Below are 6987 nucleotides of genomic sequence, written 5' to 3' on the forward strand. Positions count from 1 at the left end.
CGCGGACCAGCGTGGGCAGGTCGACCGGCGGGGCGACCTCGGTGACCGGGTCGGCGCCCACGCCCGCCGCGCCGGCGTCGACCGCCTCGGCGAGCCCGCCGGCCGCCGTCCTCGCGCAGCCCTCGGCGCCGGCCGAGGGCGAGGGGCAGCCCACCGACCTGGTCGAGACCACCGCGCCGGCCACCTACACCGAGACCGGGGCCGGGACGGTCAGCGTGGTGGACGGGACGTCCGCGGTCTACGGCGCCGGACCGCTGCGGCGCTTCGTGGTCGAGGTCGAGGACGGGATCGGGGTGGACGGCCCCGGGTTCGCCGCGGCCGTCGAGGCGACGCTCGGCGACCCCCGGTCGTGGGGCCACGACGGCGCGATGAGCTTCCAGCGGGTCGGCGCCGCCGAGGCCGCCGCCGGTGACTACGACTTCCGGGTCAGCCTGGTGAGCCCCGGCAGCATGGAGATCTACTGCCCCGGCGTGGGCACCGGGGGCTACACCTCCTGCCGGTACGGCGAGCGGGCCGTGATCAACCTCGCCCGCTGGGAGACCGCCGTCCCCGACTACGCCGGCGACATCGCGACCTACCGGCAGTACGTGGTCAACCACGAGGTCGGGCACGCCCTGGGCAACGGCCACCAGAGCTGCCCGGGGCCGGGGCAGCTCGCCCCGGTCATGCAGCAGCAGACCCTGGGCCTGCAGGGCTGCGCGAAGAACGCCTGGCCCTACCCGTGACCGATCCGCTCCGGCTGGCCTTCACCGAGGTCCACCGGTCCCGACCGCGGGCGCTGGTGTCCTCGTTCGGCCGGGTCCACCGGCCCGGGCGCACGACGCTCCCCGCCGGGGAACGCAACGACCTCGGGCCCGCGCCGCCGGCGCCCTTCTGGGCGGTGACCGCTGACGTCGCGCGAATCGACCCGGGTGCCGGTCTGGCGCTCGGGGTGGCCGGACCCGGCGGGTCGGTACTGCTGCGCCGCCCCCCGGACGGCGATCGGTGGGTGGTCGAGGTGGCGGGCGTCCGGGTCCTGGAGGTGCCGCTGCCGTCGGCGACCGCCCAACGGGTGGCCATCGTGGCGAACGAGAACCAGGTGACGGTGCTGACCTCGCCTGCGGGGTCCGACGACGAGGGCAGCTGGGAGCCCTTGGCGACCGAGCGGGACGGCGTCCGCCGGGTGGCCGACCTCCGTCGCTCCGACGTCCTGGCGGGCCTGCGTTTCGTGGTCGAGGCCGACGGCGCGGGGGTTGTCGAGCTCGCGGACGTACTGGCCGGATCCTTCGGTGCGGCAGGGGTCCGCGACCCCCAGGTGGTCACCCGCACCGACGGCAGCCCGTACGTCCGCGACGGGCGGCTGCTGGTCACCATGACCTGCGCCGGGCTCGGTTTCTTCCAGCAGGCGCACTGGGGCGTGTGGGCGATGGACCCCGCTGACCCGGGTGGTCTCGAGCAGGTGGGGGAGTTGTTCTTCCGCCGCGACGGCCTCGTGCTCGGCGACCACGCCGGCCACGTCGTCGTCGACGAGGACCTCGGCGTGGCCACGGTGCTCGTCTCCTCCTGGGGCGACCACGACACCGAGCGCGGGGTGCACGTCCGCGCCACCCGCACAGCGGTCGACGTCCTCGCCGGGACGCACGTCCTGGAGAGCGAGCGGATCGACCTGCCCACCGAGGTCAGCGCGTGGGACCCGACGCTGGCCCGGGTCGGTGGCCGGTGGCACCTCGGTTTCGTGGAGTGCCCGTCCTTCGGCCCCCCGCGCTACGAGTTCCACCCCGCGCTCGCCGCCACCGACGACGCCGACCCGCTGAGCGGGCTGCGCCGCGTGGGCGCCGATCCGGCGCGGACCCAGACCGAGGGCACGGTGTGGCAGCGGTTCGGCGACGCTTGGTACCTCCTCGCCAGCGACGGCGACGCGCGGACCTACCCCGTCTACGACGCACAGTTGCGGGAACGCGGTCTGCTGCAGGCCCCGTACGGCTCCAACATCCCGCACCCCGCGGTCGTGCCCGCGAGGGGTGCGTGGTGGCTGGTCACTTTCGACGGGACGCCGTGGGGGGACGACGTCCTCGGCTACGGCACGCACGGCGACCTGGTCGTGATGCGCTCGGGCACGCCGGCGAGGAGGTCGCTCCGGGCCCGGGCGGGAGCGGTGCGCAGGAGGTTGACCGGCGGCGCCTGACGCGGGAAGAGGGACGCCTGGCACGCTGTTGGCGCTCGTGAGGACGACGTAACCGCAACGCGAGGAGCCCGACGTGTCGCTGCCACCCCTGGTGGAGCCCGCCGCCGACCTGTCGATCGACGAGGTCCGCCGCTACAGCCGCCACCTGATCATCCCCGACGTCGGGATGGACGGGCAGAAGCGTCTCAAGAACGCCAAGGTGCTCGCCGTCGGCGCCGGCGGCCTGGGATCGCCGACCCTGATGTACCTCGCCGCCGCCGGTGTGGGCACGCTCGGCATCGTCGAGTTCGACGTGGTCGACGAGTCCAACCTGCAGCGCCAGATCATCCACGGCCAGTCCGACGTCGGCCGGTCCAAGGCCGAGAGCGCCCGCGACTCCATCAAGGAGATCAACCCGCTGGTCGACGTCCGGCTGCACGAGGTGCGGCTGGACTCCTCCAACGTCGAGGAGATCTTCAGCCAGTACGACCTGATCGTCGACGGCACCGACAACTTCGCGACCCGCTACCTGGTCAACGACGCGTGCGTGCTGCTCGGCAAGCCCTACGTGTGGGGCTCGATCTACCGCTTCGACGGCCAGGTCTCGGTGTTCTGGGACGAGCACGGCCCCAACTACCGCGACCTGTACCCGGTGCCGCCGCCGCCCGGGATGGTGCCCTCGTGCGCCGAGGGCGGGGTGCTGGGTGTGCTGTGCGCGACCATCGGCGCGATCCAGGCCACCGAGGCGGTCAAGCTCATCACCGGCATCGGCGAGACGCTGCTGGGCCGGTTGATGGTCTACGACGCCCTGGAGATGACCTTCCGCACCATCAAGGTGCGCAAGGACCCCGAGGGCGAGCCCATCACCGGGCTCATCGACTACGAGGCGTTCTGCGGCGTGGTCAGCGAGGAGGCCCAGGAGGCCGCCGCGGGCTCGACGATCACCGTCGACGAGCTCAAGGACATGATGGACGCCGGCAAGGACTTCGAGCTGATCGACGTCCGCGAGCCCAACGAGTACGAGATCGTGTCCATCCCCGGGGCGAAGCTCATCCCCAAGGACGAGATCCTGTCCGGCCGGGCGCTGTCCTCGCTGCCCCAGGACAAGCCGATCGTGCTGCACTGCAAGACCGGGGTGCGCTCGGCCGAGGCGCTCGCCGCGGTGAAGGCGGCCGGCTTCAAGGACGCCGTGCACGTGCAGGGCGGCGTGACCGCGTGGGCCACCCGCATCGACAAGGCGCTGCCCACCTACTGACGCACGGTGCACCACCGACGGGACCGGGCCTGCGGGCCCGGTCCCGTCTGCGTTTGACTCAGGACGTGGACTCCGAGCACGCCCGGCTGCTGGCCCTGTTCCAGCGCGCCCAGGCCCAGGTCACCGACCTCGTCGACGCCGTCGAGCGCGAGCAGTGGGACGCAGTGGCCCTGCCGGGGTGGGACGTCGCCGACCTGGTCGCCCACCTGGTCGCCGGGCAGCGTGCCCTCCCCGGCCTGCTGGCCGGGCGTGGCGACGACGTCCCCTCCGGGACCGAGGACCTGCTCGCCGGTGACCCCCTGGGTTCGTGGGAGGACGCCGCAGACACCGCGCTGACCGCGCTCGCCCAGCCCGGGGTCCTCGACGGGGTGGTGCTGCAGCCCTCCGGCGTCGGCCCGGCCGCCGACCACCTCGCCGCGCTGACCACGGAGCTGACGGTGCACGCGTGGGACCTCGCGCGGGCGACCGGTGCGGACACCCGGCTGGACGCCGAGCTCGTCGACGCCGGGCTGGCCACGGTGCAGCGGCTGGGGACTGCCGCCCTCCCCGGCCCGGCCGGGCCGCCCGTCGACGTGCCCGGGGACGCCGACCCGCTGGTGCGGCTGCTCGCGCTGACCGGCCGTCGCGCGTGACCGTCCGTGACCGGGTCGTGATCATCCCGTCGGGCCGATGTGGTTGACCGGCCCTACGATCCGGTGCGGCAGAGTCCGCACGACATGGAGGTCCTCCCCATGAGCCAGCCGCCCCAGGGTCAGCCGCCCTACGGCAACCCGTCGCAGGGCGGGCAACCGCCGTACGGCCAGCAGTCGGGCGGCGAGCAGCCGACCGAGGTGTTCGGCCAGCAGGGGTCGGGCCAGCAGGGCGGCTGGGGGAGCCAGCAGCCCACCCAGCAGTTCGGGCAGCCCGGCCCCGGCCAGCCGGGCCAGGGGCCGCAGGGTCCCGGTCAGCAGGGTCCCGGTCAGCAGGGTCCCGGTCAGGGTGGGTGGGGCAGCCAGCAGCCGCCGACGCAGCAGTTCGGTCAGCCCGGCTACGGGCAGCCGGGGTACGGCCAGCCCGGCTACGGGCAGTCCGGCCCGGGCGGCCCCGGCTACGGCGGACCCGGTGGCCCGGGTGGACCCGGTGGCCCCGGCGGTCCCTACGGGGGGCAGCCCGGCGGCTCGGGCGGTAACAGGAAGGGCCTGGTCATCGGCGGCGTCGCCGCCCTGGTGATCATCATCGCCGTCGTCCTGGTCGTGGTGCTCACCCAGGGCGGGGACTCCGACAACACCGCCAGCACCAGCACGGCGGCGACGACGACCTCGTCCTCGTCGTCCTCCTCCTCGGAGGCGACGACCTCCTCCAGCGAGAGCACCACCTCCTCCAGCTCCAGCAGCGGCAGCGAGGACGACCTGCTGTCGATCCTGCCGACCGACTTCACCGACTGCGGCCCGATCGACCTGCCCAGCGACGGCGCGACGGCCGCCGCCGAGTGCGGGCCGGCGACCACCCAGCCCGGCCCGGACGCCGCTCGGTTCTACCTCTACGACGACCAGTCCACGCTGGACTCGGTGTTCGCCACCGACATCGGGGCGCTGGGCGTGCAGCCCATCCCCGACGGCCAGGACTGCAGCACGGCGGTCGGCAGCGGCACCTGGACCGCCGGCGGCGTACCCGGCGGGCAGGTCGGCTGCGGGATCTCGCCCGAGGGCTACGTGTTCATCGCGTGGACCGACGACGAGTACCTGACCGAGGGCATCGTCCGGCTCTCCGGCTCGACGCAGGCCGAGGTCGCCGCCCTCTACGACTGGTGGCTGACCAACAGCAACTACAACTGACCCACGGGGCCGGCCCGGTGCGGAGCGACCACCTCACCGGGGCGGCCCGCCCGGGCCCGGACCGCGCCCCCGCGGACGTCGACGAGGCGGTCTACGACGTCGTGGAGTCCATCCCGGCCGGGCGGGTCAGCACGTACGGCGCGGTCGGGCGGTTGGTCGGGGTGGGACCCCGGCGGGTCGCCCGCGCGCTGTCCCAGGGTGGCGCAGCGGTGCCCTGGTACCGCGTGGTGCGGGCCGACGGCAGCGCCGCCGAACCGGTCCGCGCCCGGCAGCTGGCCCTGCTGGCGGCCGAGGGGGTCCCGGTCCGCCGCCAGCGGGTGGACCTCGCCGCGGTGCTCTGGCCCGACGACTGAGGTCGGTGCACCGGTCCTGTCGGACCCCCGTGGTGTCATCGGGCCATGAGCGCAGCAGGCACGGGTGCGGTGGCCACCGCCGAACCGGAGTACCGGCTCGTCCTGCCGTCGGGGGCCGCGCCGGCACCCCCGGTCCTCGACGCGGCCCAGCGCACGGTCGTCGACCACCCGGGCGGTCCGCTGCTGGTCCTCGCCGGGCCCGGCACCGGCAAGACCACCACGATCGTGGAGGCGGTGGCGGCCCGCATCCAGGCCGGCCACGACCCCGAGCAGGTCCTGGTGCTCACCTTCAGCCGCAAGGCCGCCGCCGAGCTGCGCACCCGGATCACCGCGCGCATCGGCCGCACCGTCCGCGAGCCGGTCGCGCGCACCTTCCACTCCTACGCCTTCGGCGTGCTGCACCGCGCGGCGGCACTGCGCGGCGACCCGCCGCCCCGGCTGCTGACCGCCGCCGAGCAGGACCTCACGGTCAGCCGGCTGCTCGCCGGCGACGCCGAGGACGACGGCGTGCGGTGGCCGGCCGACCTGCACCCCGCGCTGGGCACCGCCGGGTTCCGCCGCGAGCTGCGCGAGCTGCTGCTGCGGGCCACCGAGCGGGGCCTGGCACCGCAGCGGCTGGCCGAGCTCGGCCGCGCGCACGACCGGCCGCACTGGGTCGCCGCCGCCCGCTTCGCCCGGCAGTACGCCGAGGTCACCGCCTTCGAGACGCTCTTCGGCGGCTCGGGCAGCGGGTTCGACCCCGCCGAGCTGGTCCGCGAGGCCATCGAGGAACTGCGTGCCGACGACGCGCTGCTGCGCGCCGAGCAGGCCCGCGCGGGCTGGCTGTTCGTCGACGAGTACCAGGACACCGACCCGGCGCAGGTGGAGCTGCTGCAGCTGCTGGCCGGCGGCGGGCGCGACCTGGTGGTCGTCGGCGACCCCGACCAGGCCATCTACGCCTTCCGGGGCTCCGAGCCCCGTGGGCTGCTGGAGTTCCCCGACCGCTTCCGGCACGTCGACGGCCGGCCCGCCGACCGGGTCGCGCTGGGCACCTGCCGCCGGTCGGGCGCGGACCTGCTGCGGGTCAGCCGCCGGGTCGCCGAGGGGTTGCCCGGCCCCTGGGAGCACCGCCGGCTGACCCCCGCGGAGGGCACCCCGGCCGGCTCGGTCGAGGTGCACGTCTTCGACACCCCCGCCGTCGAGGCCGCGCACGTGGCGGACACCCTGCGCCGGGCCCACCTGCTCGACGGGGTGCCGTGGTCGCGGATGGCCGTGGTCGTGCGGGGGTCGGCGGCGCTGGGGCCGGTGCGTCGCGCGCTGGCCCAGTCCGGGGTGCCGGTCGCGGTGTCCTCCGACGACGTCGCCCTGGCCCAGCAGCCGGCCGTCGAGCCGCTGCTCGCCGCGCTGCGGGCCGTGCTCCCGCCGCGCGCTGCGTCGGCCGAC

7 protein-coding genes are annotated in these 6987 nt (G+C 75.1%); all 7 read left to right on the forward strand.

Translation table 11 applies throughout. The features are described 5' to 3' along the window. On the forward strand, positions 1-725 hold a 725-nt coding region (locus NH342_RS21045), incomplete at its 5' end, for a DUF3152 domain-containing protein (protein WP_253017994.1). Continuing rightward, positions 722-2164 (forward strand): hypothetical protein, encoded by a 1443-nt coding sequence (locus tag NH342_RS21050; protein WP_253017995.1) that lies wholly within the window; start codon positions 722-724, stop codon positions 2162-2164. The genes NH342_RS21045 and NH342_RS21050, both read left to right, overlap by 4 nt. A 73-nt stretch (positions 2165-2237) precedes the next feature. Continuing rightward, the gene (gene moeZ, locus NH342_RS21055) at positions 2238-3398 is read left to right on the forward strand and encodes an adenylyltransferase/sulfurtransferase MoeZ (RefSeq protein ID WP_253017996.1); all 1161 of its coding nucleotides are present in this window, start codon (positions 2238-2240) and stop codon (positions 3396-3398) included. A gap of 65 nt (positions 3399-3463) precedes the next feature. After that, the gene (locus NH342_RS21060) at positions 3464-4030 is read left to right on the forward strand and encodes a TIGR03086 family metal-binding protein (protein ID WP_253017997.1); all 567 of its coding nucleotides are present in this window, start codon (positions 3464-3466) and stop codon (positions 4028-4030) included. A 99-nt stretch (positions 4031-4129) separates the two neighbouring features. Continuing rightward, on the forward strand, positions 4130-5212 hold the full coding sequence (locus NH342_RS21065) for a hypothetical protein (protein WP_253017998.1): 1083 nt from the start codon (positions 4130-4132) through the stop codon (positions 5210-5212). A 17-nt stretch (positions 5213-5229) separates the two neighbouring features. Further along, positions 5230-5565 (forward strand): MGMT family protein, encoded by a 336-nt coding sequence (locus NH342_RS21070; protein ID WP_253018000.1) that lies wholly within the window; start codon positions 5230-5232, stop codon positions 5563-5565. 45 nt (positions 5566-5610) lie between these two features. After that, the coding region (locus NH342_RS21075; protein ID WP_253018002.1) for an ATP-dependent helicase at positions 5611-6987 on the forward strand (1377 nt) is incomplete at its 3' end.

Source organism: Klenkia sp. PcliD-1-E (assembly GCF_024124375.1).
Classification (GTDB): domain Bacteria; phylum Actinomycetota; class Actinomycetes; order Mycobacteriales; family Geodermatophilaceae; genus Klenkia.

Excerpts from the sequence above, each read along its gene's own strand:
- NH342_RS21065 (WP_253017998.1), top strand. The coding sequence starts at position 4,130 with ATGAGCCAGCCGCCCCAGGGTCAGCCGCCCTACGGCAACCCGTCGCAG.